Annotated in this window: 24 protein-coding genes and 2 other annotated features; all 24 genes read left to right on the forward strand. The window is 43.2% G+C overall.

What is annotated here, in order from left to right:
• The first annotated feature begins 172 nt into the window (after positions 1–172).
• The 24 genes from ACP8HG_RS18085 to fusA all read left to right on the forward strand — a co-directional run bounded on the left by ACP8HG_RS18085 (position 173) and on the right by fusA (position 25,071).
• Complete coding sequence (locus ACP8HG_RS18085) at positions 173–1,276, forward strand: PIN/TRAM domain-containing protein (protein ID WP_067204683.1); 1,104 nt, start codon at positions 173–175, stop codon at positions 1,274–1,276.
• 37 nt (positions 1,277–1,313) lie between these two features.
• Positions 1,314–1,997 carry a 2-C-methyl-D-erythritol 4-phosphate cytidylyltransferase gene (gene ispD, locus ACP8HG_RS18090; protein ID WP_354313468.1) on the forward strand — a complete coding sequence of 228 codons (684 nt, stop codon included), beginning with the start codon at positions 1,314–1,316 and terminating at the stop codon, positions 1,995–1,997.
• A gap of 188 nt (positions 1,998–2,185) precedes the next feature.
• Positions 2,186–2,662, forward strand: a complete 477-nt coding sequence (gene ispF / locus ACP8HG_RS18095) for a 2-C-methyl-D-erythritol 2,4-cyclodiphosphate synthase (RefSeq protein WP_067204689.1) — start codon at positions 2,186–2,188, stop codon at positions 2,660–2,662.
• Between the two features lie 70 nt (positions 2,663–2,732).
• Positions 2,733–4,196 (forward strand): glutamate--tRNA ligase, encoded by a 1,464-nt coding sequence (gltX, locus tag ACP8HG_RS18100; protein WP_338654025.1) that lies wholly within the window; start codon positions 2,733–2,735, stop codon positions 4,194–4,196.
• A 41-nt stretch (positions 4,197–4,237) separates the two neighbouring features.
• Positions 4,238–4,455: a binding site (T-box leader), on the forward strand.
• A gap of 447 nt (positions 4,456–4,902) precedes the next feature.
• Positions 4,903–5,565 carry a serine O-acetyltransferase gene (gene cysE / locus ACP8HG_RS18105; RefSeq protein ID WP_067204694.1) on the forward strand — a complete coding sequence of 221 codons (663 nt, stop codon included), beginning with the start codon at positions 4,903–4,905 and terminating at the stop codon, positions 5,563–5,565.
• Positions 5,562–6,962, forward strand: a complete 1,401-nt coding sequence (cysS, locus tag ACP8HG_RS18110) for a cysteine--tRNA ligase (protein WP_067204697.1) — start codon at positions 5,562–5,564, stop codon at positions 6,960–6,962. The genes cysE and cysS overlap by 4 nt, the downstream gene beginning before the upstream one ends.
• Entirely contained in the window at positions 6,959–7,390 is a 432-nt protein-coding gene (locus ACP8HG_RS18115) for a Mini-ribonuclease 3 (protein ID WP_067204700.1), read from the forward strand. The genes cysS and ACP8HG_RS18115 overlap by 4 nt, the downstream gene beginning before the upstream one ends.
• A complete protein-coding gene (rlmB, locus tag ACP8HG_RS18120; RefSeq protein ID WP_067204702.1) occupies positions 7,387–8,163 on the forward strand; it encodes a 23S rRNA (guanosine(2251)-2'-O)-methyltransferase RlmB in 777 nt (258 codons plus the stop codon). The genes ACP8HG_RS18115 and rlmB overlap by 4 nt, the downstream gene beginning before the upstream one ends.
• Positions 8,160–8,675, forward strand: a complete 516-nt coding sequence (locus ACP8HG_RS18125) for an NYN domain-containing protein (RefSeq protein ID WP_067204704.1) — start codon at positions 8,160–8,162, stop codon at positions 8,673–8,675. The genes rlmB and ACP8HG_RS18125 overlap by 4 nt, the downstream gene beginning before the upstream one ends.
• Before the next feature lie 74 nt (positions 8,676–8,749).
• The gene (gene sigH, locus ACP8HG_RS18130; RefSeq protein WP_187047753.1) at positions 8,750–9,397 is read left to right on the forward strand and encodes an RNA polymerase sporulation sigma factor SigH; all 648 of its coding nucleotides are present in this window, start codon (positions 8,750–8,752) and stop codon (positions 9,395–9,397) included.
• Positions 9,398–9,595: 198 nt separating this feature from the next.
• Positions 9,596–9,745, forward strand: a complete 150-nt coding sequence (gene rpmG / locus ACP8HG_RS18135; protein ID WP_082786457.1) for a 50S ribosomal protein L33 — start codon at positions 9,596–9,598, stop codon at positions 9,743–9,745.
• Positions 9,746–9,797: 52 nt separating this feature from the next.
• Entirely contained in the window at positions 9,798–9,983 is a 186-nt protein-coding gene (gene secE / locus ACP8HG_RS18140) for a preprotein translocase subunit SecE (protein ID WP_067204707.1), read from the forward strand.
• A gap of 164 nt (positions 9,984–10,147) precedes the next feature.
• Positions 10,148–10,681, forward strand: a complete 534-nt coding sequence (gene nusG / locus ACP8HG_RS18145) for a transcription termination/antitermination protein NusG (protein WP_187046454.1) — start codon at positions 10,148–10,150, stop codon at positions 10,679–10,681.
• Positions 10,682–10,849: 168 nt separating this feature from the next.
• On the forward strand, positions 10,850–11,275 hold the full coding sequence (rplK, locus tag ACP8HG_RS18150; protein WP_067204710.1) for a 50S ribosomal protein L11: 426 nt from the start codon (positions 10,850–10,852) through the stop codon (positions 11,273–11,275).
• A 120-nt stretch (positions 11,276–11,395) separates the two neighbouring features.
• Positions 11,396–12,097, forward strand: coding sequence for a 50S ribosomal protein L1 (rplA, locus tag ACP8HG_RS18155; protein ID WP_067204712.1), 702 nt, complete (start codon positions 11,396–11,398; stop codon positions 12,095–12,097).
• 42 nt (positions 12,098–12,139) lie between these two features.
• Positions 12,140–12,287 (forward strand) — a sequence feature (ribosomal protein L10 leader region).
• 31 nt (positions 12,288–12,318) lie between these two features.
• A complete protein-coding gene (rplJ, locus tag ACP8HG_RS18160) occupies positions 12,319–12,819 on the forward strand; it encodes a 50S ribosomal protein L10 (protein ID WP_067204715.1) in 501 nt (166 codons plus the stop codon).
• Positions 12,820–12,886: 67 nt separating this feature from the next.
• Positions 12,887–13,246 carry a 50S ribosomal protein L7/L12 gene (gene rplL / locus ACP8HG_RS18165; RefSeq protein WP_067204716.1) on the forward strand — a complete coding sequence of 120 codons (360 nt, stop codon included), beginning with the start codon at positions 12,887–12,889 and terminating at the stop codon, positions 13,244–13,246.
• Positions 13,247–13,400: 154 nt separating this feature from the next.
• Positions 13,401–14,003: a class I SAM-dependent methyltransferase gene (locus ACP8HG_RS18170; RefSeq protein ID WP_067204719.1), complete on the forward strand. Its 603-nt coding sequence runs from the start codon at positions 13,401–13,403 to the stop codon at positions 14,001–14,003.
• Between the two features lie 230 nt (positions 14,004–14,233).
• Positions 14,234–17,767 (forward strand): DNA-directed RNA polymerase subunit beta, encoded by a 3,534-nt coding sequence (gene rpoB, locus ACP8HG_RS18175; RefSeq protein WP_067204721.1) that lies wholly within the window; start codon positions 14,234–14,236, stop codon positions 17,765–17,767.
• Between the two features lie 129 nt (positions 17,768–17,896).
• Entirely contained in the window at positions 17,897–21,484 is a 3,588-nt protein-coding gene (gene rpoC / locus ACP8HG_RS18180; protein ID WP_067204724.1) for a DNA-directed RNA polymerase subunit beta', read from the forward strand.
• Between the two features lie 145 nt (positions 21,485–21,629).
• Positions 21,630–21,878, forward strand: coding sequence for a ribosomal L7Ae/L30e/S12e/Gadd45 family protein (locus ACP8HG_RS18185; protein WP_067204727.1), 249 nt, complete (start codon positions 21,630–21,632; stop codon positions 21,876–21,878).
• Between the two features lie 102 nt (positions 21,879–21,980).
• Positions 21,981–22,403, forward strand: coding sequence for a 30S ribosomal protein S12 (gene rpsL / locus ACP8HG_RS18190; RefSeq protein WP_067204730.1), 423 nt, complete (start codon positions 21,981–21,983; stop codon positions 22,401–22,403).
• A 68-nt stretch (positions 22,404–22,471) separates the two neighbouring features.
• The gene (gene rpsG / locus ACP8HG_RS18195; protein ID WP_067204733.1) at positions 22,472–22,942 is read left to right on the forward strand and encodes a 30S ribosomal protein S7; all 471 of its coding nucleotides are present in this window, start codon (positions 22,472–22,474) and stop codon (positions 22,940–22,942) included.
• A gap of 50 nt (positions 22,943–22,992) precedes the next feature.
• Complete coding sequence (gene fusA, locus ACP8HG_RS18200; protein WP_067204735.1) at positions 22,993–25,071, forward strand: elongation factor G; 2,079 nt, start codon at positions 22,993–22,995, stop codon at positions 25,069–25,071.
• Positions 25,072–25,200: the final 129 nt, after the last annotated feature.

Raw genomic sequence — 25,200 nt, forward strand, 5'->3', positions numbered from 1 at the left:
GCAATTGTGGCAGTCCTGTCACTTTTATACTGTAAAGATGCAGTAAATGAGAAACTTTCATATGTTGGAGGGAGTCCTAACAGAATAGAAGGAAATATCACACTTACCTGACCTTATAAAGGCGGTTTGAAGCGGAAACATGTATAATTAAAAAATAAAGGAGGTGGTTCATATGTTGAAAAAGGTAGTTCAAGTTTCATTTTTGCTTATCGGTGGAACACTGGGTGTATTATTTTTACCGCATTTATTTAAATTATTTTCTTTTACTACGAGCCCATGGATTAATAATCCATACGTGTCTGCAATCCTAGGAGCAATATTGCTCTTTTTAATCAGCCTTTTCCTAACAGAACCAATTGTTAATTTCATTAAATGGATGGAAGAAAGGTTATTGAAAGCACCGGTTTTTGATCTGATATTCGGTACAATCGGTCTTGTTGTCGGTTTGAGTGTCGCGTTCCTAGTCAGTTTTGGAGTGAGCAGTATCCAGATACCGATTATAACGTCTGTCCTTCCAATCCTGTTGTCGATTATTCTTGGCTATTTAGGTTTTCAAGTCGGGTTTAAGAAACGGGAGGAAATAATTCACACGGTGCAATCTACAAAAAGCGGTGGACTCAAAAAGAAAGAAGTGGAGGATACATCTACTCAGACTAAAGGTAAGCTTTACAAGATATTGGACACAAGTGTTATTATAGATGGTCGGATTGCTGATATTTCGGCAACCGGTTTTCTTGAAGGAGTGCTTGTTGTACCGCAGTTTGTGTTGACTGAATTACAACATATTGCGGATTCCTCAGACACGTTGAAACGGACGAAAGGCAGACGCGGGCTGGACGTTCTGAAGCGTATGCAAACTGATGATGGTCCGAATATCTTAATCACAGATGAAGATTTTGCTGGCGTTCCTGAAGTCGATATGAAGCTCGTCCATCTAGCGAAAAAGATGGGTGGACTCGTTGTGACAAATGATTTTAATTTGAATAAAGTAGCGGATTTACACGGTGTCTCCGTGCTAAACATCAATGACCTTGCAAATGCGGTGAAGCCGGTTGTTATTCCAGGTGAGGATATGCATGTTGTTATTGTTAAAGATGGTAAAGAACATAACCAAGGCGTCGCTTATTTGGATGATGGCACAATGATTGTTGTTGAAGATGGGAAATTCCACGTTGGCAATGCAATCGACGTTGTCGTAACAAGTGTATTGCAGACATCGGCAGGACGAATGATATTTGCGAAACTTAAAAACGGTAAGATTTCAAAGGTGAATTAAGTAGTTTTTAATCATGAAAAGAAAAGGAAGAGAAGTCTTGAACTATACAGTTATGATGCCAGCAGCTGGGAGCGGTCAGCGAATGGGCGCCGGCTACAATAAACTTTTTTTGAAATTAGATGACAAACCGATTCTTATCCATACACTTGAAGTATTCGAGGAGGATCCAGCGTGTGACGGGGTCATCCTTGCGGTAAAACCGGACGAACGTATGCAAATCGAGTCAATGCTTGAACAATTTGCGATTACAAAAGTGGTAGCAATGGTCGACGGTGGCGGGGAGCGACAAGATAGCGTGGCTGCATGTATGAAAGCGCATGGCAAGGGCGGCATTGTCCTTGTCCATGATGCTGCAAGGCCGTTCATTCGTCGAACAGTCATTACTGAGCTTGTAAAAGTGGCTGACGAGCACGGTGCAGCAATCGTAGGTGTGCGGGCAAAAGATACGATGAAATATGCTGAGGATGGCATTGTCGAGGAGACGGTGGATCGTGGCAGGTTATGGATCATTCAGACGCCCCAAGCATTTCGTTATGCATTGCTGAAAAAAGCATCTGACGAAGCACAGGCACAAGGCTTTCTCGGTACGGATGAATCGATGTTGGTCGAACGTTTTGGAGAATCCGTACGAATTGTTGAAGGTACGTATGACAATGTGAAGATGACCACTCAGGAAGATCTCCTGTTCGGAGAGATTTTATTGAGAAGAAAGAAAGTATAAGTTTTCAACCTGAACTAGTGTCTAGGAGCTCGGGTCATAAGTCAGCCCGGCTATGTGGCAAAGAACGCCACGTCGTGCCTGCAAGGATGCAGGTATGCAGTTGTTGCGACAGGAAGTCGCGACTTTAGACTGCGTTCATTTAGAACAGGCGCTTACGCTTTTCTTATAGAAAAATAGGAGGTTTTTTGATGATTCGGATAGGACAAGGTTTTGATGTGCATAAATTTGAAGAGGGTCGCCCACTTATCATTGGTGGTATAACGATACCGCATGACAGGGGGCTGACAGGGCATTCTGATGCGGATGTGCTTTTACATACTATTACTGATGCAGCACTTGGAGCAATCGCTGAAGGGGATATCGGCCGTCATTTCCCAGATACAAGTGCTGAATTTAAAGATGCTGATTCTGCGGTGCTATTAGAAAAGATTTGGGCTCTTGTAGAAGGGAAAGGCTATAAACTTGGCAATATCGATTGCACGATTATCGCGCAAAAGCCGAAGATGTCACCTTATATTGAAGTAATTCGTAAACGTATTGCTGAGCTATTGAAAGCGGATATTTCACAAGTGAATGTTAAAGCGACGACAACGGAACAATTAGGCTTCACTGGAAGAGAAGAAGGAATTGCTTCTATGGCGACGATTCTGCTCATTAAGGCGTAACACCTTTTAAACAGCCCTGGCAAGTGGTAAAATAGCAAACAGTAGTAAAATCAGATTGGAGAGAATTCATATGACTTCAGAAGTACGCGTACGTTACGCGCCAAGTCCAACCGGCCATTTACATATTGGGGGGGCACGGACAGCACTTTTTAATTATCTTTTTGCACGTAACCACGGTGGGAAATTCATTGTTCGAATCGAGGATACAGATACTGAGCGTAATATCGAAGCGGGAGAACTTTCTCAACTTGAAAACTTAAAATGGCTTGGCATCGATTACGATGAATCGGTCGACATTGGTGGTCCATACGGTCCCTATCGCCAAATGGAACGTCTTGACCTTTATACAAAATATGGTCAAGAGATGTTGGAAAGCGGTCATGCTTATAAATGTTTCTGTACATCAGACGAACTAGAAGCAGAGCGCGAAACGCAGAAGGCTGCTGGAATTGCGGCACCAATGTACGGTGGTAAATGCCGGAATTTAAGTGCAGAAGAAGCAGCAGCAAAAGAAGCTGCTGGACTTACACATACTATTCGCATGCGTGTACCAGAAAACGTAACGTATAAAGTGGAAGACTTAGTTCGTGGAACCGTATCATTCGAATCTAAAGACGTCGGCGACTGGGTTCTTGTAAAAGCGAATGGCATCCCGACTTATAACTTTGCGGTTGTTATCGATGATCATTTGATGAAAATCAGCCATGTATTCCGTGGTGAAGAACATTTGACGAATACACCAAAACAATTGATGATTTTTGACGTCTTTGGCTGGCAGTCTCCGCAATACGGCCACATGACACTCATCGTCAACGAAGACCGTAAAAAACTTTCAAAACGTGATGAATCGATCATTCAATTCATCTCTCAATATAAAGATCTTGGGTATCTACCTGAAGCAATGTTCAACTTCTTTGCGCTGCTTGGCTGGTCGCCGGGTGGAGAAGAGGAGATTTTCACGCACGAAGAACTTATCAAGATGTTCGACGTAAGCCGTCTATCTAAATCCCCTTCCATGTTCGATAAACAAAAACTGACATGGACGAACAATCAATACGTGAAAAAGATGAATCTTGAAGAAGTAATTGATTTTGCATTGCCACATCTGCAAGATGCCGGTCTCATTAATAAAGAAATGACTGAGTCAGAAGCTGCATGGGCACATGATTTAATCGCTCTTTATCAGGATCAGTTAAGCTTTGGTGCGGAAATTGTTGAATTATCTGCCCAGTTTTTCGATCACGAGATTGAATATGATGAAGAATCCCAAGCTGTACTCGCTGGGGAGCAAGTGCCTGAGGTAATGGCTGCATTCAAAGAAAAGCTAGAAGCATTAGAAACATTCGATGCTGCATCTATTAAAGACGCGATTAAAGCAGTCCAAAAGGAAACGGGCCATAAAGGGAAAAACTTATTTATGCCGATTCGTGTTGTAACAACTGGTCAAATGCATGGACCTGAATTACAGGCATCTATTGCATTGATTGGGAAAGAAAAAACAATTGAACGAGTCGCTAAATACGCAAAACAATAACGTTGACTTTCATCGTTTGAAATGTAAAATGAAAGTTAATAACTAAACCGTAGAAAAGGATAAGTACACATTGCAAGCTCTTCAGAGAGGATCATCATCGGCTGTAAATGATCTGTGCCTCTGTAATGTGGAAATGCCCCTTTGAGTGCTGTGCCGAAAGTATAAGTAGGCCGGACGCATCGCCAGCGTTATAGGCGTCAAGCGGGAAGGCCAACACCTTCCAAGCGGAGTGGAACCGCGCATTCAATGCGTCTCTGTCATTTATTTGACGGGGACGTATTTTTTTTATGAGAAAAGCGAAATCGGCCGTGTAGATGCGACAGGCATAAGACGGACCTGCGAAGCGGAGCACTATCCCGCGTAGTAGGGCTGGCTTATGACCCGAGCATCTGGCCGATGTAGCTAGACAAGAAAAGCGGAAGCGGCCTTTACAAATGAACGCAGCTTAAGTGCGCCACTTAAGAGGAAGGCAGTCTAAAATCGCGACGTCCTGTCGCAACGACTGCATGACCAGCTTCATGCTGGCCTTGGCAACAAAGAGGGATGTAGTTCAATCCCTCTCCACTGCATGACCTACATCCTGTAGGCCCGTGACAGGCATAAGACGGACCTGCGAAGCGGAGCACTATCCCGCGTAGTAGGGCTGGCTTATGACCCGAGCATTTGGTCGCTGGAGTTAGACACAGAAATTATAGGGGGGAACGAGTTGTTTCAGAGAATGAAAGAAGACGTTCGATGTATATTTGAACAGGACCCGGCAGCACGTACTGTTTTTGAAGTTGTTCTAACTTACTCAGGTTTACACGCATTATGGTCTCATCGTATTGCACATGCTTTATATAAGCGGAAGTTGTTGTTTTTGGCACGGCTCGTTTCGCAAATTAGCCGATTTTTCACAGGTATTGAAATTCATCCTGGTGCAAAAATAGGGCGTAGGTTTTTCATAGATCATGGAATGGGTGTTGTAATTGGGGAAACATGTGAAATCGGCAACGACGTCACTATTTACCAAGGCGTGACTCTTGGTGGTACAGGTAAAGAAAGCGGCAAGCGGCATCCGACACTTCATGATAATGTACTTGTTGCATCGGGTGCTAAAGTGCTCGGTTCCATAACAATCGGTGAAGGTAGTAAAGTAGGAGCGGGTTCAGTTGTCCTGAAAGACGTCCCGCCGGAATCGACGGTTGTAGGTATTCCGGGGAAAGTCGTCATTTCGAACGGTGTTAGAGTGAAGAGTAAACATGATCACCGTGACATGCCGGATCCTGTGGCAGATAGATGCCAGACACTTGAAGATGAAATTAGTGAATTGAAAAATAGGCTCGAACATTTAAATGTTTCCAAAGTAAAGGAAGGAGATTTATCATGACAATTCAAATTTACAATACGCTGACACGCAAAAAAGAGCCTTTCATTCCATTGGAAGAGGGCAAAGTAAAAATGTACGTTTGCGGTCCCACTGTTTACAACTACATTCATATCGGAAATGCGCGTCCGGTTATCGCTTTTGATACAGTGAGACGCTACCTTGAATATCGAGGGTATGATGTAACGTACGTTTCGAATTTCACGGACGTTGACGACAAGATTATTAAAGCGGCTAATGAACTAGGGGAAGAGGTCGGCGAGCTAACAGACCGCTTCATCGCTGCTTACTTTGAAGATGTTTCAGCGCTCGGTTGCGGTAAGGCTGACGTACATCCGCGTGTGACGGATCATATCGAAGACATCGTCAAATTCGTGAAAGTACTAATCGATAAAGGTTTCGCTTATGAATCGCAAGGGGATGTCTACTATCGTACGCAGAAATTTGAAGGCTACGGAAAGTTGTCCCACCAATCGACGGATGAGTTGAAGGTCGGTGCACGTATCGAAGAGGGCATCAAGAAAGAAAATCCACTGGACTTTGCCTTATGGAAAGCTGCTAAGGCTGGCGAAATTTCATGGGAAAGTCCATGGGGATTGGGACGTCCGGGCTGGCATATCGAATGTTCTGTTATGGCAAGAGAACACCTTGGCGATACAATAGATATTCACGCAGGTGGCCAAGATTTAACGTTTCCACATCATGAAAATGAAATTGCGCAATCCGAAGCGATGACAGGCAAACAATTTGCGCGCTATTGGATGCACAATGGTTACATTAATATCGACAACGAAAAAATGTCTAAATCACTTGGCAATTTTGTTCTTGTGAATGATATTAGGAAGCAGATTGATCCGAAAGTACTTCGCTTCTTTATATTGTCAGTTCATTACAGACACCCAGTCAATTTCTCGCAAGATCTTGTTGTCAGTGCAGAGAATGGACTTGCGCGTATCCGTACAGCGTACAATAATTTGAAGCACCGACTTGCGACGTCTGCGGATCTCGGCGATCAGAAAGATATCTGGATTCATAAAGTGGATGAAATCAAGAACGACTTTGAAGTGGCAATGGATGATGACTTTAACACAGCAAACGCTATCGCATCGGTATTCGAATTAGCGAAACTGGCAAACGTCTATTTAGTAGAAAAAAACACACAATCCGATGTGCTAGAGCATTTCATCCGCACATTTGACGGACTACTGACGGTTCTTGGATTGCCGATGGACGAAGAAACAGGACTGTTGGATGAAGATGTCGAAGCGTTAATCGAAGAACGACTCGAAGCTCGCCGTAACAAAGACTTCAAGCGTTCGGATGAAATTCGTGATGAATTGAAAGCGCAAGGTATCATTCTAGAAGATACAGCACAAGGCATGCGCTGGAAAAGAGGATGAGCAACGTATATAACTTACGTGATATAGATGTGAAACAAATAAAAGCACTGGCTCTTGCCTACATGGGCGACGCGGTGTACGAACAGGCGATACGGGAGCACCTTTTGCGTTCGGGGCGTGTAAAACCGAATGTGCTGCACAGAGAAGCAACGCATTATGTCTCCGCGAAATCACAGGCAGCTACACTCAAGATGATGCAGGCATCAGGCTTTCTGACGGAAGAAGAAGAGGCGGTCATGAGACGTGGCCGCAATGCGAAATCTGGTTCAGTACCTAAAAATACGGATGTCGTAACGTACAATTACAGTTCAGGCTTTGAAGCGGTCATCGGTTATTCACACTTATTAGGAAGAACAGAACGCGTGCAAGAAATAATCAGTGAGGCAATTCGATTTATTGAAATGCCGAAGGAGGAAGAGTCAAAATGAATGAACATGAAAACGAAAATGAAGTTGAATCTGAATTAATCGGCGGGAAAAATCCAATTGTAGAAGCACTGCGCTCGGGTAGGGAATTAAATAAGATATGGGTTGCTGAAGGACTTAATATGAAAAGCATCGGTGAAATCCTATCGTTGGCAAAAAAAGCAGGAATTATCGTGCAGGCGGTCCCGAAACAAAAGTTGGATGGTTTGCTTGATGTAAATCACCAAGGGATTGTCGCTTCGGTTGCGGCTTACGAATATGCGGAACTCGAAGATCTATTTACTGTTGCAACCGAGCGTGGAGAAGATCCATTGTTCCTTATTCTTGATGAACTTGAAGATCCTCATAATCTGGGCTCCATATTACGGACAGCTGACGCGTCGGGTGTTCACGGAGTCATTATACCAAAACGCCGTGCTGTCGGGTTGACGGGTGTTGTTGCAAAGTCATCCACTGGTGCAATCGAACATATCCCTGTCGTGCGTGTGAACAATCTTTCGCAAACGGTGGAGGACCTGAAAAAACGTGGTGTTTGGATTGCGGGGACAGATGCTGCTAAATCGGTGGATTACAGACTAATGGATGCGACTCTTCCGCTTGCTATCATTATTGGAAGTGAAGGGAAAGGAATGTCGCGTATTTTGAAAGAGAAATGCGATTTCCTCTATCATTTACCGATGGTTGGGCATGTTACATCATTGAACGCGTCTGTAGCAGCCTCCCTTCTTATGTACGAGGTACTGCGCAAGCGTCAACCGCATACGTCTGGCAGATGACAACAGATATACTCCTAGTCGATGGATACAATATCATCGGAGCATGGGAGGAGCTGGGCGGGATGAAGCGGAAAAAGCTCGCGGATGCACGTGACCGTTTGATCGAAAGAATGGCAGAGTACAAGGCGCATACAGGGTGGCGGGTCATTATTATTTTTGATGCGCATCTTGTGCCAGGTATTGAAAAAAAGAAACGGCATCACAATGTCGAGATTGTCTTTACTCGGGAAAAAGAAACAGCTGATGAAAGAATTGAAAAGCTCGTCTCTGAATTGAAGGGGAGACGGGTACAAATTCATGTAGCTACATCAGATTTGACAGAACAATGGGTCATTTTTGCGCATGGTGCACTCCGAAAGTCAGCTCGTGAGCTAGAACTTGAAGTAAATAAAATCGATGATCTCATTACGGCAAAAGTGAAGGCAATCCAAGGGCAGCGGCCGCTTTCGAAGATTCCTTTAACTGACGAAGTTGCTGAAATATTTGAAAAATGGCGACGAGGAATGAAATGAACGGTTGACGTAAAAATTTCCCATACGGTATACTTGTTATATAATAGTGATAACGAACCGGGGTGATCCAGGTGGTGGAGAAAACATACGTTGAAGGCAGCATATCGGATTTCACCGGATTATCCGACGGGGAAATCATAGCAATCATCCACGAAGGTAACACGGATGCGCTTAATTTCCTTATTAGGAAGTACCAATCTTTTGTTAGATTGAAAGCGCGCTCATACTTTCTTATCGGTGGAGACCGGGAAGATATCATTCAAGAAGGTATGATCGGCCTGTACAAAGCAATTCGTGATTTTAAAGAGGATCGATTGAGTTCATTCAAGGCGTTTGCGGAACTTTGCATCACGCGGCAGATTATCACGGCTATTAAAACTGCGACAAGGCAGAAGCATATCCCGCTTAATACCTCGGTGTCATTGGACAAGCCGGTATTTGACGAAGAGTCCGATCGCACATTGCTCGACGTAATAGCCGGGCCAGTATTGGATGATCCTGAAGGCCTCATGATTCACAGGGAAGATTTTGTTCAAATGGAAGATGAAATGAACAAAGTACTAAGTGGTCTTGAGAAGCAAGTACTGGCACTGTACTTAGACGGCCAGTCTTATCAGGAAATTTCCGAGGAGCTAAACAGGCAAGTTAAGTCTGTAGACAATGCGCTTCAGAGGATAAAACGTAAACTCGAGCGGTATATGCAAGTTGATACAGTGCGGTAGACGTCCATTTCCCTTGTATTGACATCATGAATGGTAGATGGTACCCTTTAGCAAGACTATGAGAAGATGTTCAAGAAGTCAGGGGACATAAGGTTGCAGCACTATTTATCAGCTTTTATCTCTGCTCCTAGCGCATTTTAACATGCGTTACCTCGACTCTTTTCGGATTTAGAACATTGAGTCGTAAGGGGTGAGGGAATGTCTAAAAAAATTATTTTAAGTTGCGATACATGCGGATCACGAAACTATTCCGTGCCGGCACGGAAAGATAAGCCAACAGAACGTTTGTCGATTAAAAAGTTTTGCAGGCATTGCAATGCACATACATTGCATAGGCAAACGGCATGAAGCGGTTAGTTAGGAAGCAGGATCATACTTATATTCGGAGGTTTACGGTATAATGAGCAAGTTAACTGGTTTTTTCAAAGACGTTGGCTCGGAAATGAGAAAAGTCAGCTGGCCGAGACGTAAAGAATTAACGCGTTACACAATTGTTGTTCTTTCGACAGTCGTTTTCATGGCAGTCTACTTCGGACTTGTTGACCTTGGCATTTCACGAGTGTTGGAATGGTACATTGCGTTATAATAAAAGCACTATAAATATTCCCCTTGAAAAATATCCCGTCTGACAGTATGAACGGGATTTTTCAATTGCCTAAACTCCAGCGTCTCTTTAATCCAGGCGCTTGCGTTTTTATTTAATTGTAGGGAAAAAGGAGGGACGGACGTTTAGTCCTCGTCACTATGGATATGGAAAAAAATTGGTACGTCGTTCATACGTACTCCGGTTATGAGAATAAGGTGAAAGCCAATCTGGAAAAACGTGTTGAAACGATGGGTATGTCTGACAAGATATTCCGAGTTGTCATCCCGGAAGAAGAAGAAACGGATTTCAAAGATGGTAAAAAACGCACGGTCCTGAAAAAGACGTTCCCAGGTTATGTTCTTGTGGAAATTATTATGACGGACGATTCCTGGTATGTTGTACGTAACACACCGGGCGTGACGGGTTTCATCGGTTCGTCAGGCGGCGGCGCAAAACCGACACCACTACTTCCTGAAGAAGTCGAATTCATCCTCAAACAAATGGGTGTTAAAGAGCGTAAAGTTGAAATTGACTTCGCGCTTGGCGAAATGGTTGAAGTACTTGAAGGACCATTTGCGAACTTCCAAGGTAAAGTGGAAGAAATTGATGAAGATAAAGGTAAAGTGAAAGTATCTGTCGATATGTTCGGCCGAGAGACAAATATGGAACTCGACTTCGAACAAGTACAAAAAATATAAACGTTTACCACTTGCATATATCGTGAAATAGTGGTATCATTTCAAAGGTCAGACTGTAAACAAATGGTCTGGACGAACTATCAAATTCTACCGACGTAAGTCGGCAGGCACATATGAGTGGGAGGGGCAACCCTATTACCACATCACGGACTTAAGGAGGTGTGTCTCGTGGCTAAAAAAGTCATTAAGGTTGTTAAATTGCAAATTCCTGCAGGGAAAGCGAATCCGGCTCCGCCAGTTGGACCGGCGTTAGGACAAGCAGGTGTGAACATCATGGGATTCTGTAAAGAATTCAATGCGCGTACTGCAGATCAAGCAGGTCTTATTATTCCTGTTGAAATCTCTGTATTCGAAGACCGTTCATTTACTTTTATTACAAAAACTCCACCGGCAGCAGTTTTGCTGAAGGTTGCAGCTAATCTTACAAAAGGTTCAGGTGAACCGAATAAAAAGAAAGTTGCTACTGTGAAACGTGATAAAGTTCGCGAAATAGCAGAACAAAAGATGGAAGATTTAAACGCGGCGTCAGTTGAAGCAGCGATGGCAATGGTTGAAGGTACTGCTCGCAGTATGGGAATCACGATCGAAGACTGATCTTGATTTTATAAATCAATAGTTGTTTGTAGTGGGGGTTGCGCTTGTTCTCCGGAGCGCGCAACCCTTATTCGTGGGAGGTTTAACCCGTTAAAACCACAATCGAGGAGGAAATATTAAATGGCTAAAAAAGGTAAAAAGTTCACAGAAGCTGCAAAGCTAGTTGAACACATGAAAGCATACGGCGCTACTGAAGCGATCGAACTTGCGAAAAAAACAAGCACAGTTAATTTCGACGCAACTGTCGAAGTTGCATTCCGTCTTGGAATCGACACTCGTAAAAATGACCAACAAATCCGTGGGGCAGTAGTACTTCCAAACGGTACTGGTAAAACTCAACGCGTTCTCGTTTTTGCTAAAGGCGAAAAACTTAAAGAAGCTGAAGCTGCTGGTGCAGACTATGCAGGCGATGCTGAATATATCGCTAAAATTCAATCAGGTTGGTTTGACTTTGACGTTATCGTTGCAACTCCTGACATGATGGGTGAAGTAGGGAAAATTGGTCGTGTTCTTGGACCAAAAGGACTTATGCCTAACCCGAAAACAGGTACAGTAACATTTGACGTAGCGAAAGCTGTAGCAGAAATCAAAGCAGGTAAAGTTGAATACCGTGCGGACAAAGCTGGAATCATCCACGCTCCAATCGGAAAAGTTTCATTCGACGATGCTAAACTTGCGGAAAACTTCGCAACTGTTTTTGAAACTGTTCTTAAAGCGAAACCAGCTACTGCAAAAGGAACATACATGAAGTCGGTTAACATTACGACGACAATGGGTCCTTCTGTAAAAGTTGATCCTTCAAGCGTAGCAGTAAATAAATAATATTGACAAACAGATAATCTTTTGATAAGATGATTTTTGTTGTGAATATAACCATTTGTACCGTAGACAGCAGGAGCGCATGCCGCTTAAATATTCCTGCCGAGGACAAGACGCTCTTTTTCTTTTAAAAGATGACGACTTTTCAGCCCTCAGTCTACTTAGGTAGATTGAGGGCTTTTTATACCGGTATAAGTGACCCAAACTTTTTAGGAGGTGTCCAAATGAGCACAGTATTAGAAGCTAAACAAGCAGTAGTTGGTGAAATTACTGATAAGTTGAAATCAGCAGCATCTGTTGTTGTTGTCGACTACCGTGGTCTGACTGTAGGTCAAGTTACGGAACTTCGTAAACAACTTCGTGAAGCAGGTATCGACTTCAAAGTTTATAAAAACTCGATGTCACGCCGTGCTGCTGAAGCTGCAGGACTTGAAGGGTTGAACGAACATCTAACAGGCCCTAATGCGATTGCATTTTCAAACGAAGACGTTGTTGCTCCTGCAAAAATCCTTAACGATTTTGCAAAGAAAAACGATAAGCTTGAAATTAAAGCTGGCGTAATCGAAGGTCTACTTGCATCAGAAGCAGACATTAAAGCATTGGCGGAACTTCCGTCACGCGAAGGTCTACTATCTATGCTTCTCAGCGTACTTCAAGCTCCAATGCGCAACTTTGCGCTTGCAACAAAAGCAGTTGCAGAGCAAAAAGAAGAACAAGGCGCTTAATAAAGCAGCCTGAAATACCACTTGCGGGTTAAGCCCGACAAAAAAAGAATATTAGGAGGAAATTATAATGACTAAAGAAAACATCCTTGAAGCGATCAAAGAAATGACAGTACTTGAACTAAACGACCTTGTAAAAGCAATCGAAGAAGAGTTTGGCGTAACTGCTGCTGCACCTGTTGCAATGGCTGGTGCTGGTGCTGCTGCTGAAGAAGAGCAAACTGAATTCGAAGTAATTCTTACTGCTGCTGGACAAGAAAAAATCAAAGTTATCAAAGCAGTTCGCGAAATTACAGGCCTTGGCTTGAAAGAAGCGAAAGCAGTTGTTGATGAAGCTCCAAAAGCAATCAAAGAAGGCGTAACTAAAGATGAAGCTGAAGAAATCAAAGCGAAGCTTGAAGCTGTAGGCGCAAGCGTCGAAGTTAAGTAATTTTTGAATAATGAAGAAAAGCTTGTCGGATTTGGGCAAGCTTTTCTTCGTTTTTTTATCTGAACTTGTGACAAGCAGGTCATCGAACCGATAGTGTACGTAAGCTATCTTATTTTTTTGCGTTTCAAGTCTCTATACGAGGGGGAAGACTGGTATGTCTGAACATTACTACTCGGAAAATCCGAAAGTGAAGAGTGATCCAAAAGAATGGTCTGCAGAGTTACGCGGAAAAACATTTCGATTTAAAACGGATGCTGGCGTGTTTAGTAAAGGTGAAGTGGATTTCGGTTCGCAACTTTTAGCTGAGGCTTTTGTCTTGCCGGAAACGGAAGGTTTAATTCTCGATATTGGTTGTGGGTATGGTCCAATTGGTTTATCGATTGCCGCATCTTTTCCGGAACGGAGCGTTCACATGGTCGACGTGAATGAACGTGCACTCGCTCTTGCTGCGCATAATGCAAAACAAAACGGCATTTCAAATGCAGAGATTTATCCAAGTGATGCATTATCCGATGTCACGGCAGAGGGGTTTGCTGCAATTTTGACGAATCCGCCTATCCGTGCAGGAAAAGAGACGGTATTCAAATTTTACGAAGGCGCTTTTTCGAAACTTAAAGTTGGCGGTGAGTTGTGGATCGTCATTCAAAAGAAACAGGGTGCACCTTCGACGATAGATTGTTTAACAGGGCTTTTCGGCAATGTTGAGACAGTCGTTAAGAAGAAGGGTTATTATATTTTAAGAGTCGAAAAAAATTGACTCGATAGTATTGATATGGTAATGTTATAAAATGCATAAATTATTATAGTGCGGTCGTATGCCCTTTTGCATGAATAATGGAAATGAAAGGCATACTGACAATGTATAAAAGATGGTAAAACCGAAAATGAGCTCTTGCCAGAACTCGTTTTCTTTTTGTTTTTTCGATATCATACACTATTTTTGTGGTTTCGCAAAGAACTAATATTGTTTTATAAGGGGTGAAAGAGTTGACAGGTCATTTAGTTCAGTATGGTCAACACCGTCAGCGGAGAAGTTTCGCACGGATCAGCGAAGTGCTCGATCTGCCGAATCTGATTGAAATCCAGACGGCATCTTATGAGTGGTTCTTAGAAGAAGGACTGCTGGATATGTTCCGCGATATTTCTCCGATTCAAGACTTTACGGGAAATCTATCGTTGGAGTTCATCGATTATACTCTTGGGGATCCTAAATACCCTGTAGAGGAATCGAAAGAGCGTGATGTAACGTTTGCAGCGCCGCTACGTGTAAAAGTCCGTCTCCACAATAAAGAGACGGAAGAAGTAAAAGAGCAAGATGTCTTTATGGGTGATTTCCCGCTCATGACAGAAAATGGTACATTTGTTATTAATGGTGCGGAGAGGGTAATTGTCTCCCAGCTCGTCCGGTCTCCAAGTGTTTATTACAGTGATAAAACGGACAAAAACGGTAAACGTGGTTTCGGTGCAACTGTTATTCCGAATCGCGGTGCTTGGCTTGAGTATGAAACAGATGCAAAAGATGTTGTTCACGTCCGCATTGATCGGACACGTAAGTTGCCAGTTACAGTACTCCTTCGTGCACTCGGATTCTCATCCGACCAGGAAATCATTGATTTGATCGGTGATAATGAGTATTTGCGCAACACACTTGAAAAGGACAACACTGAAAGCTCTGAAAAAGCATTGCTTGAGATATACGAACGTCTTCGTCCAGGTGAGCCACCAACACTAGATAGCGCGAAGAACCTTTTGTTCTCACGATTTTTTGATGCAAAACGGTATGATTTAGCGAATGTAGGTCGCTATAAGATGAATAAGAAGCTTCATGCACAAAATCGCTTGTTCAACCAGGTTGTCGCTGAAACACTTGTCGACCCTGAAACTGGTGAAATTCTGCTTGAAAAAGACCAACTCATCGATCGCCGTGCATTGGACCGTCTTCTTCCGCATTTGGAAAAAGGAATCGGTTTCGAAGAGATCACTCATGCAAGTGGAGTTCTTGACGAAAAAATAACAATCCAGTCCATCAAAATTTATTCTCCGAAAAGTGAAGAAAAACAAGTAATCAACGTAATATCGAACGCGTATGTCGATGATTCTATCAAGCATGTAACGCCGGCAGATATCGTTGCTTCAATTAGTTATTTCTTCAACCTTCTTCATGGTGTGGGTAACACGGATGATATCGATCATCTCGGTAACCGTCGTCTACGTTCAGTGGGTGAACTTCTTCAAAACCAGTTCCGTATCGGGCTTTCTCGAATGGAACGTGTCGTAAAAGAACGTATGTCCATTAATGATACGCAGTCAATCGTACCGCAACAGCTGATTAATATTCGCCCCGTTATCGCATCTATTAAAGAGTTCTTTGGTAGTTCTCAACTTTCTCAGTTCATGGATCAGACGAATCCGCTTGCCGAATTAACACATAAACGCAGGCTGTCTGCACTTGGACCTGGTGGTTTGACAAGGGAACGTGCAGGAATGGAAGTACGTGACGTGCATTACTCCCATTACGGACGTATGTGTCCAATTGAAACGCCAGAGGGACCGAATATCGGACTGATTAACTCACTCTCTACGTTTGCGAAAGTGAATAAGTTCGGATTTATTGAAACGCCATATCGAAAAGTTGATCCTATCTCTGGTCGGGTCACTTCTAGAATCGATTACTTGACTGCGGATGTAGAAGATAATTACGTCGTAGCACAAGCAAACGCAATACTTGCAGAAGATGGTTCTTTTGTTAGTGAAGGAGTCGTCGGTCGTTTCCAAGGGGATAACACTGTCTTTAAACGCGAACAAATTGACTACATGGACGTTTCGCCTAAACAAGTAGTTTCTGCGGCAACAGCATGTATTCCATTCCTTGAGAATGATGACTCGAACCGTGCCCTTATGGGAGCGAACATGCAACGTCAAGCAGTCCCTCTTCTCAATCCGGAATCACCTTTCGTAGGAACTGGTATGGAACACATATCAGCACGCGATTCAGGTGCAGCTGTACTTGCGAAGTTTGATGGAATTGTCGAACATGTCGAGGCTAGAGAAATTCGTGTTCGTCGTATTGAAACAGTTGATGGAAAAGAAGTAAAAGGCGATCTTACAATATACCGTCTTGAAAACTTTATCCGTTCGAACCAAGGGACATGTTATAACCAACGTCCAATTTGTAGTGTAGGGGATCGCGTTAAACCTCTTGATATTCTTGCAGATGGTCCTTCAATGGAGCAAGGAGAGCTAGCGCTTGGTCGTAACGTTCTGATGGCATTTATGACATGGGACGGCTACAACTATGAAGATGCGATAATCATGAGCGAACGTCTTGTGAAAGATGATGTCTATACTTCGGTCCATATCGAAGAATACGAATCTGAAGCGAGAGATACGAAACTTGGTCCTGAAGAAATTACGCGCGACATTCCGAACGTTGGTGAAGATTCGCTTCGTAACTTGGACGACCGTGGAATTATTCGTATCGGAGCCGAAGTTCGTGATGGTGATATTCTTGTTGGGAAAGTGACTCCGAAAGGCGTAACTGAACTGACTGCTGAAGAAAGACTTTTACATGCTATTTTTGGTGAAAAAGCACGTGAAGTCCGTGATACATCCCTCAAAGTACCGCATGGCGCGGGTGGGATCGTTCTAGATGTGAAAGTATTTAATCGTGAAGATGGCGATGAATTGCCACCGGGCGTTAACCAATTGGTCCGCGCATACATCGTTCAAAAACGGAAAATTTCCGTTGGGGACAAAATGGCTGGACGTCACGGAAACAAAGGGGTTATTTCCCGCATCTTACCTGAAGCGGATATGCCTTATTTACCGGACGGCACACCAATTGACCTCATGCTTAACCCGCTTGGTGTTCCATCACGTATGAACATCGGACAGGTTCTTGAAATGCATCTTGGCATGGCATCTCGTACTCTCGGCATCCATATGGCGTCTCCTGTATTTGATGGGGCGAACGAACAGGATGTTTGGGAAACGATGGAAGAAGCCGGGATGGATCGTGACGGAAAAACTATTCTGTATGACGGTCGTTCAGGTGAAGCTTTCGATAACCGTGTATCAGTCGGTGTCATGTATATTATCAAACTGGCCCACATGGTCGACGATAAACTTCACGCCCGTTCAACAGGACCATACTCTCTCGTCACACAGCAACCACTGGGCGGTAAAGCTCAGTTCGGTGGACAACGTTTCGGTGAGATGGAAGTGTGGGCACTTGAAGCCTATGGGGCAGCTTATACGCTTCAAGAGATTCTGACTGTGAAGTCGGATGACGTCGTAGGACGCGTGAAGACGTACGAAGCGATTGTTAAAGGTGAAAGTGTTCCACAACCAGGTGTTCCAGAATCCTTTAAAGTTCTTATAAAAGAACTTCAAAGTCTTGGTTTGGATGTTAAGATGCTATCGATTGATTTTGAAGAAATCGAGTTACGCGATCTTGATGAAGACGATGATATGCAACCAACAGATGCTTTGAATCTTATAAAAGAAAATCAGCCTGTTTGATTAGCCTAGTGAATGATATAAATGAATCTAAGGGGAAATTAACGTTTTCCCCTTTATCTTTTGAATATAAAGTGTGCGCTTGCTCGGAAAAGCCAATTGCAGCGATAAGACTAGAGGGAGGTAGGCTCCTTGATAGATGTAAACAATTTTGAGTATATGAAAATAGGGCTTGCTTCATCTGATAAGATCCGTTCATGGTCATATGGTGAAGTGAAAAAGCCGGAAACAATTAACTACCGAACATTGAAGCCCGAAAAAGATGGTCTGTTCTGTGAACGTATTTTTGGACCTACAAAAGATTGGGAATGTCATTGCGGAAAGTATAAACGCGTTCGTTATAAAGGCGTCGTTTGTGACCGTTGTGGAGTAGAAGTGACGCGTCAAAAAGTCCGCCGTGAACGTATGGGACATATTGAACTAGCAGCTCCAGTTACACATATTTGGTACTTCAAAGGAATTCCAAGCCGAATGGGTCTTATCCTTGATATGACACCACGTGCTCTGGAGGAAATTATCTATTTCGCGTCTTATGTAGTCGTTGACCCTGCGGATACTCCGCTTGAAAGAAAGCAACTGCTTTCTGAACGGGAATACCGTATCTACCGCGAAAAGTATGGTTCTAAATTCCAAGCGCTCATGGGCGCTGAAGCAATTGAACGTCTTCTTGCAGCTATCGATCTTGAAAAAGAGATGGAGTTCTTGAAAGAAGAATTGAAAACAGTTCAAGGGCAACGTCGTACGCGTGCAATCAGGCGCCTAGAGGTTGTTGAAGCTTTCCGTAACTCGGGCAATAAGCCTGAATGGATGGTTCTTGAAGTGTTACCAGTCATCCCGCCGGAGCTTCGCCCGATGGTACAACTTGATGGTGGACGATTTGCAACATCCGACTTGAACGACCTGTACCGAAGGGTCATCAACCGGAACAACAGATTGAAACGCCTATTAGATTTAGGAGCACCAGGAATCATTGTTCAGAATGAGAAGCGGATGCTGCAAGAAGCAGTCGATGCGCTCATCGATAATGGTCGTCGTGGCCGTCCGGTTACAGGACCTGGTAACCGTCCATTGAAATCCCTTTCTCATATGTTGAAAGGTAAGCAAGGACGTTTCCGTCAAAACTTACTAGGAAAACGTGTTGACTATTCTGGTCGTTCCGTTATCGTCGTAGGACCTAACCTGAAAATGTATCAGTGTGGTCTGCCGAAAGAAATGGCGATTGAACTGTTTAAACCGTTTGTTATGAAAGAACTCGTTGAACGAGGTCTTGCGCACAACATTAAGAGTGCCAAACGTAAAATTGAACGCCTCCATTCAGAAGTGTGGGACGTTCTTGAAGAAGTCATTAAGGAGCATCCGGTCTTATTGAACCGTGCCCCGACTCTTCACCGACTTGGTATTCAAGCATTCGAACCAATCCTTGTAGAAGGGCGTGCGATTACGCTTCACCCACTGGTTTGTACAGCTTATAACGCTGACTTTGATGGTGACCAAATGGCAGTCCACGTTCCGTTATCCGCAGAAGCACAAGCGGAAGCGCGTCTACTTATGCTAGCAGCACAAAACATTTTGAACCCGAAAGACGGAAAACCGGTCGTTACGCCTTCTCAGGATATGGTTTTAGGAAACTACTACCTTACACTGGAACGTAAAGGCGCGTCAGGAGAAGGTACTTCATTCCGTGATGCGGATGAAGCACTAATTGCTTATCATAACGGTTTCGTGCATCTTCATTCACGTATCGCTATTCAGGCAAGGTCTTTGAATAATCCTACTTTCACTGAGGAACAGAATGCAAAACTTCTTATAACGACAGTCGGAAAAGTGATTTTCAACGAGATTCTGCCGAAATCGTTCCCGTATATTAACGAACCGTCAGACTTCAACTTGCAAATTGAAACACCAGACAAGTATTTTGTATCTGGAACTGTCAATATAAAAGAGCATGTTGCTGAACAGGAACTAATTGAACCGTTTAAGAAAAAAATCCTTGGAAATATCATTGCGGAGATCTTCAAACGTTTCCATATTACAGAAACGTCAAGAATGCTTGACCGCATGAAAAATCTTGGATTCAAATATTCTACTCGTGCAGGAATTACAATTGGTATATCCGACATTGTCGTTCTACCTAATAAAGATGATATCTTGCATGAAGCACAAGCAAAAGTGGATAAAGTGTTACAACAGTTCCGTCGTGGTCTCATTACAGAGGAAGAGCGATATGATCGCGTTATCTCTTACTGGAGCCATGCTAAGGATGTAATCCAAGACAAACTAATGGACTCACTTGACCACTCAAACCCGATTTATATGATGAGTGACTCGGGTGCCCGGGGTAACGCGTCAAACTTTACGCAGCTTGCTGGTATGCGTGGTCTGATGGCCAATCCGGCCGGTCGAATCATTGAACTACCAATCAAATCGTCATTCCGTGAAGGTCTGACAGTGCTTGAGTACTTCATCTCAACACACGGTGCTCGTAAAGGACTTGCGGATACTGCTCTTAAGACAGCCGACTCAGGTTACTTGACACGTCGACTTGTCGATGTTGCACAAGACGTAATTGTCCGTGAAGATGATTGTGGTACAGATCGCGGATTGGATATCGGAGCACTTATGGATGGAACGGAAGTAATCGAAGGTCTAGATGAACGTATCGAAGGCCGTCACACGAAGAAATCGATTTATCATCCTGAAACAGGCGCTTTGATTCTTAAACGAGATGGCTTGATTACTGCTGATGCAGCTCGTGCCATTTTGGATGCGGGACTTGAACAAATAACAATTCGTTCTGCGTTCACATGTAATACGAAGCACGGCGTTTGTAAATTATGTTACGGCATTAACTTGGCAACAGGTGAAACAGTCGAGGTTGGTGAAGCGGTTGGTATTATCGCTGCACAATCTATCGGTGAGCCGGGTACACAGCTTACAATGCGTACGTTCCATACAGGTGGAGTTGCGGGGTCCGACATAACACAAGGTCTTCCACGTATCCAGGAAATTTTCGAATCGCGTAATCCTAAAGGGGTTGCAGTTATTTCGGAAATCAAAGGTCAAATCATTGAAATTGATGAAATACGTGAAGGTCAGAAAGAAATTACGATTGAAGGCGAAGTAGAAACGCGGAAATATCTGACGCCATACAACGCCCGTCTTAAAGTTGATGTCGGTGATATGATTGACCGAGGTGAAGTCATAACAGAAGGTTCTATCGATCCGAAAGAACTGATTGTTGTTAAAGACGTCGTTACCGTTCAAGTCTATCTCTTGAAAGAAGTTCAAAAAGTTTACCGTATGCAGGGTGTTGAAATCGGTGATAAGCACATTGAAGTAATGGTTCGCCAAATGCTTCGTAAAGTGCGCATCATCGAAGCAGGGGACACGGATCTATTGCCAGGTTCACTACTCGACATTCACCAATTCTCAGATGCGAATGCGGAAGTACTTAAAGTCAATAAAATTCCAGCGACTTGTCGTCCTGTTATTCTCGGTATTACGAAAGCTTCACTTGAAACGGAATCCTTCTTATCAGCAGCATCATTCCAAGAGACAACTCGTGTCTTGACAGATGCAGCTATTAAAGGGAAAACGGACGAGTTACTAGGCTTGAAAGAAAACGTTATTATCGGGAAACTTGTTCCAGCTGGAACAGGAATGCAGCGTTACCGTCATATTGTAATGGAACAAGAAAAAGAAAAAGCTACAACTAAGTAAGTTATGATTCTGTAACTTAAACTGAAAACGGGGGAATACGAAAGTAACTCCCCCGACTTTTCGTTTATGTGTTGACAGTTTACCTTACAGGTGATAAAATACAAAAGGTTGATAGTTGGATGTCTGTACTTTGGAGGATATGGAAATGTCTTATGAAAAAGTCGAGCAGGCAAAGAAGACAATCATTGGTACAAAGCAGGCAGTGAAAGCAATCCGTGCAGGGATAGTGATAGAGATTATTATTGCGCAGGATGCAGAAGAACGGATTATTGCTCCAGTAATGGAGGAAGCCAAACTTCGTGACATTCAAGTGACGTATGTTGATTCGAGAGATAAACTCGGAAATGCATGTGGCATTCAAGTCGGTGCAGCTGTGGTTGCGATTACTGATTAATAGTTTTTGTGCATTGAAGCACAAAGACTTTGTTTTTACCCCAAAAATGAACCACCTGGATGTGTGGTCTTACAAAAAGAAGTTCGAAAGGAGGAAAAACCGATGCCTACAATTAATCAATTGGTCCGTAAACCACGTAAATCAAAAGTGACGGGATCTAAATCACCAGCACTCGGAAAAAGCTATAACAGCTTCAAAAAGTCAATGACAAACGTAAACTCACCACAAAAAAGAGGTGTTTGTACGCGTGTTGGCACAATGACACCGAAAAAGCCAAACTCGGCTCTTCGTAAATATGCACGTGTACGCTTGACTAACCAATTGGAAGTCAATGCATACATCCCTGGTGAAGGCCACAACCTTCAAGAACACAGTGTTGTTCTACTTCGCGGAGGACGCGTAAAAGACTTACCAGGTGTTCGTTACCACATCGTTCGTGGAGCACTTGATACAGCTGGTGTAACTGGCCGTATGCAAAGCCGTTCTATGTACGGAGCTAAAAAACCTAAAGTTAAAAAAAGCTAATTAAAATAATCATGATTGATGGTTATTTAAGCGAAATCGCTTAAAAACCTTGAAAGGAGGAATACAACATGCCACGTAAAGGCCCTGTTGCAAAACGTGACGTACTTCCGGATCCGATTTACAATTCGAAGCTCGTTTCACGTCTTATTAATAAAATGATGGTTGACGGTAAAAAAGGTACATCTCAAAAAATCCTCTATGGTGCGTTCGAGCTTGTGAAAGAACGTTCTGGAAAAGATCCACTTGAAGTATTCGAAGCGGCACTTACTAATGTAATGCCAGTTCTTGAAGTTAAAGCACGCCGTGTAGGTGGAGCAAACTATCAAGTACCAGTTGAAGTACGTCCTGATCGCCGTACAACTCTTGGACTTCGTTACCTTGTTAACTACTCACGCACACGCGGAGAAAAAACAATGGAAGAACGTCTTGCGAATGAAATCCTTGATGCTTCTAACAACACTGGTGCTTCTGTGAAACGCCGTGAAGAAATGCACAAAATGGCTGATGCTAACAAAGCATTCGCTCACTATCGCTGGTAAGATTCAGCGATTCATTACTACTCTAATCCGAGACGGAAGGAGATCATATCATGGCTAGAAAATTCTCCTTAGAGAATACACGTAACATTGGTATCATGGCTCACATCGATGCTGGTAAAACAACAACGACTGAGCGGATCCTTTATTATACTGGTAAAATCCACAAAATCGGGGAAACGCACGAAGGTGCATCTCAAATGGACTGGATGGAGCAGGAGCAAGAACGCGGAATTACAATCACTTCAGCTGCTACAACTGCTGAGTGGAAAGACCACCGCGTAAACATCATTGATACTCCAGGTCACGTAGACTTCACTGTTGAAGTTGAACGTTCACTTCGTGTTCTTGATGGAGCTGTAACGGTACTTGATGCTCAATCGGGCGTTGAACCGCAAACAGAAACAGTATGGCGTCAAGCGACTAACTACGGCGTACCACGCCTAGTTTTCGTAAACAAAATGGACAAAACTGGTGCTGATTTCCTTTATTCAGTAGGTACACTTGTAGACCGTCTTGGAGCAAACGCTCATCCAATTCAATTGCCGATTGGTGCAGAAGATACTTTTGCAGCAATTATCGATTTAGTTGAAATGAAAGCAGTTTTCTATGAAGATGATACAGGTTTAAATGCTGAAACAAGAGAAATCCCAGAAGAATATCGTGAGCAAGCAGAAGAATACCGTGAAAAGTTAATTGAAGCGGTTGCTGAATTCGATGAAGCTCTTATGAACAAATTCTTGGATGAAGATGAAATTACAAACGCAGAAATCAAACAAGCGATTCGTAAAGCGACATTGGCTGTTGAGTTCTATCCGGTTGTATGCGGAACTGCTTTCAAAAACAAAGGTGTACAACTTGTTCTTGATGCTGTTATCGACTACCTTCCATCACCACTTGACATCCCACCTATGAAAGGTACAGATCCTGATACTGATGAAGAAATCGAGCGTCACTCAGACGACAGCGAGCCTTTCTCGGCACTTGCATTCAAAGTTATGACGGATCCTTATGTAGGTAAACTGACATTCTTCCGTGTGTATTCTGGAGTTCTTCAATCAGGATCATACGTACAAAACTCTTCAAAAGGTAAGCGTGAACGCGTAGGACGTATTCTACAAATGCATGCGAACTCTCGTGAAGAAATTTCTGAAGTACATTCAGGAGAAATTGCTGCTGCAGTTGGACTTAAAGATACAGGAACTGGCGACACACTTTGTGAGGCTGGTGCACTGATCATTCTTGAGTCAATGGACTTCCCGGAACCAGTAATTTCACTTTCTGTTGAACCGAAAACAAAAGCCGACCAAGATAAAATGGGTATGGCTCTTGCTAAGCTTCAAGAGGAAGACCCGACATTCCGCGCACATACAGACCAAGAAACTGGAGAAGTAATCATTGCTGGTATGGGTGAGTTGCATCTTGACGTTCTTGTAGACCGTATGCGCCGTGAATTCAACGTTGAAGCTAACGTCGGAGCTCCGCAAGTATCTTATCGTGAAACATTCCGCGCTTCGGCGGAAGTTGAAGGTAAGTTCGTGCGTCAATCCGGTGGACGTGGACAGTTTGGTCACGTTTGGATTGAATTCTCTCCTAACGAAGAAGGAAAAGGATTCGAATTCATTAACAACGTTGTCGGGGGATCAGTTCCACGTGAATATATTCCTGCAGTAGAAGCGGGTATCCGTGATTCACTTAATAATGGTGTAATCGCTGGTTATCCTTTGATCGACATTAAAGCCCGTCTATTCGACGGTTCTTATCATGATGTCGACTCAAACGAAATGGCATTTAAAATCGCTGCATCTATGGCGTTGAAAAATGCTGTATCAAAAGTTAACCCAGTTCTACTTGAACCAATGATGAAAGTAGAAGTTCAAATTCCTGAAGAATACATGGGCGATATCATGGGCGATGTTACATCACGCCGTGGCCGTGTAGAAGGTATGGACGCTCGTGGTAATTCACAAGTAGTTCGTGCAATGGTTCCACTTGCTAATATGTTTGGTTATGCAACATCTCTACGTTCTAACACACAAGGACGCGGAAACTTCTCAATGTCATTCGATCACTATGAAGAAGTGCCGAAATCAGTTGCAGAAGAAATTGTTAAGAAAAACAAAGGCGAATAATTTTTATTTTAGCCTGCTATCCATTAAATTAATGAATAGATAGATATGGGATGTTAGAGGGGGCCCCCTTTAGCACCTATATCTATATAAAAACAAAAAAACTTTTATATTTCGAGGAGGATTTCCATA

The sequence above is a fragment of the Sporosarcina sp. FA15 genome (genome assembly GCF_051550195.1).
In the GTDB taxonomy this organism is placed as follows: Bacteria; Bacillota; Bacilli; order Bacillales_A; family Planococcaceae; genus Sporosarcina; species Sporosarcina psychrophila.

Coding starts and splice junctions, on each gene's coding strand:
- rlmB (WP_067204702.1), top strand. CDS start 7,387: ATGAATGAACATGAAAACGAAAATGAAGTTGAATCTGAATTAATCGGC.
- nusG (WP_187046454.1), top strand. CDS start 10,148: ATGGAAAAAAATTGGTACGTCGTTCATACGTACTCCGGTTATGAGAAT.
- rplA (WP_067204712.1), top strand. CDS start 11,396: ATGGCTAAAAAAGGTAAAAAGTTCACAGAAGCTGCAAAGCTAGTTGAA.
- ACP8HG_RS18170 (WP_067204719.1), top strand. CDS start 13,401: ATGTCTGAACATTACTACTCGGAAAATCCGAAAGTGAAGAGTGATCCA.
- gltX (WP_338654025.1), top strand. CDS start 2,733: ATGACTTCAGAAGTACGCGTACGTTACGCGCCAAGTCCAACCGGCCAT.
- ACP8HG_RS18115 (WP_067204700.1), top strand. CDS start 6,959: ATGAGCAACGTATATAACTTACGTGATATAGATGTGAAACAAATAAAA.
- cysS (WP_067204697.1), top strand. CDS start 5,562: ATGACAATTCAAATTTACAATACGCTGACACGCAAAAAAGAGCCTTTC.
- rpsG (WP_067204733.1), top strand. CDS start 22,472: ATGCCACGTAAAGGCCCTGTTGCAAAACGTGACGTACTTCCGGATCCG.
- fusA (WP_067204735.1), top strand. CDS start 22,993: ATGGCTAGAAAATTCTCCTTAGAGAATACACGTAACATTGGTATCATG.
- rpsL (WP_067204730.1), top strand. CDS start 21,981: ATGCCTACAATTAATCAATTGGTCCGTAAACCACGTAAATCAAAAGTG.
- ACP8HG_RS18085 (WP_067204683.1), top strand. CDS start 173: ATGTTGAAAAAGGTAGTTCAAGTTTCATTTTTGCTTATCGGTGGAACA.
- rplL (WP_067204716.1), top strand. CDS start 12,887: ATGACTAAAGAAAACATCCTTGAAGCGATCAAAGAAATGACAGTACTT.
- ACP8HG_RS18185 (WP_067204727.1), top strand. CDS start 21,630: ATGTCTTATGAAAAAGTCGAGCAGGCAAAGAAGACAATCATTGGTACA.
- ispF (WP_067204689.1), top strand. CDS start 2,186: ATGATTCGGATAGGACAAGGTTTTGATGTGCATAAATTTGAAGAGGGT.
- rplJ (WP_067204715.1), top strand. CDS start 12,319: ATGAGCACAGTATTAGAAGCTAAACAAGCAGTAGTTGGTGAAATTACT.
- secE (WP_067204707.1), top strand. CDS start 9,798: ATGAGCAAGTTAACTGGTTTTTTCAAAGACGTTGGCTCGGAAATGAGA.
- rpmG (WP_082786457.1), top strand. CDS start 9,596: ATGTCTAAAAAAATTATTTTAAGTTGCGATACATGCGGATCACGAAAC.
- ACP8HG_RS18125 (WP_067204704.1), top strand. CDS start 8,160: ATGACAACAGATATACTCCTAGTCGATGGATACAATATCATCGGAGCA.